The following is a 1796-nucleotide window of genomic DNA, read 5'->3' on the forward strand; positions in this document are numbered from 1 at the left end:
GAGGCTGGGCAAAAACTAGCTTCTCACAATAAAAAAACGAGCAGTTCCAATTAGGAGTTGCTCGTTTTCCACTTCATGCTTTATAATTATAATAACCACAAAACAACTAGAAAGGCATGAAAATGTATAAACAGTATAACACAAATCAGCTTAGTTTGGAATTAAATATTGCTTGGGACTTACCTGCAACGCATGAGGCTCGTCTCATTAGTCAGTTTGTGGATACTATTCCTCAATCCGTTCTATTGGAAGAAACTTCCCATACTGGTCGTCCAGCCTTTCATCCAGCTATGTTGCTCAAAATGACCCTGTTTGCCTATGCTCGTCAGGTATTCTCTGGTCGGAAAATCGTTCAGATGAATGAAGAAGTTATTCCTATGAAATGGCTGAGTCAGGATACCTACGTCTGCTATCGTACCATAAATAGCTTTCGGGCTAGCACACACGCCAATCAGCTCATCAAAACTGCCTTCATCTACTTCACTCTCCTCCTCAGAGAGAATGGATTGATTGAAGATGAGGCTCTCTTCATTGACGGAACGAAGGTAGAAGCTGATGCCAATAAGTATTCCTTCACGTGGAAAAAGGCCGTTGAACGCTATGAAGATGCCTTAAATGGAAACATTTCTGCCCTTTATGACAAGCTAGTTCAAGAAGGGGTAAATACTGCCTTGTCCAAGGAAGAATGCCTCACTAGCGAGGGGCTCAAACAACTCCTACAAGAAACTGAACAAGTACTAGATGAGGTGGAAGAAGCTATCTCACAAGAGCCTAAAGTCATCAAAGGTGGCTCAGCCAACAGACAGAAACGAAGAAGAATTAAGAAACTAAAGAGAAAGTTGAAAGAGGATTGTCTTGTTCGGAAACAGAAGTACGAACGAGATAAACAGATTCTACAAGAGCGAAACTCCTACTCTAAAACGGATCATGATGCAACATTCATGAGAATGAAAGAAGATCATATGAAGAATGGTCAGCTCAAACCAGGCTACAACCTCCAACTTGGTACAAACAGCCAGTTTGCCTTAGCTTACGGATTGTATCCGAATCCAACTGACACTCGTACACTCAAGCCTTTTCTTCAATCCATCCAAACCTTAGAACTCTTTCAACACATTGTCGCGGATGCAGGTTATGGAAGTGAAGAAAATTATAGCTTTATCGTTGATGACCTAGAGAAAACACCTCTGATTCCCTACGGAACATATCAGAAAGAGCAGAAGAAAAGCTATAAGAAGAGTGATGCCAATCCTGAAAACTGGACCTATCTAGAAGATTCTGATCAGTGGATAAAGCCAGATGGAGTTGTGTATTCATTCAAGAATTATTCACGAAGAACGGATAAATATGGATTTGAGAGAGATATTAAGATTTACGAAGCTGATCCAGTACAAGCTAGTGAGGAATTAGACCAATTAGCACGGACGGAAAAAGGAAATCTCAAACAAATTCAGTATAATCCTACGTGGAACTATTTCAAGAACCTTGTCAAAGATGAGTTGACAAGTAAAGTGGGAGCCCGCATTTATGCCAAACGCAAGGTGGATGTCGAACCTGTATTTGGTAGGATGAAGGGTGTTTTTGGCGTGCGCAGAGTTCATGTCAGAGGACAAAAAGTGGTTGAAACAGAGATAGGATTCCTCCTAATGAGCATGAATCTAACGAAATTGGCTAAGAAAATAGTCCAAGATAATAGAGATAAAAAGAAAAACACAGATAGTTCGGCTGAATTTCATCAAAATCAGCTTGAATCTATCTGTGTTTTTTATTTACTGGCTAGTTTTTGCCCAGCCTCT

Annotated in this window: 1 protein-coding gene; it reads left to right on the forward strand. The window is 40.4% G+C overall.

Annotation, left to right across the window (positions count from 1 at the left end; all coding sequences use genetic code 11):
• Nucleotides 1-122 precede the first annotated feature (122 nt).
• A partial coding sequence (locus tag ACPC57_RS11495; RefSeq protein ID WP_434066998.1) for an IS1182 family transposase occupies nt 123-1796 on the forward strand: 1674 nt, incomplete at its 3' end.

It is taken from the genome of Streptococcus sp. VTCC 12886 (assembly GCF_049893425.1).
In the GTDB taxonomy this organism is placed as follows: Bacteria; Bacillota; Bacilli; order Lactobacillales; family Streptococcaceae; genus Streptococcus; species Streptococcus suis_AA.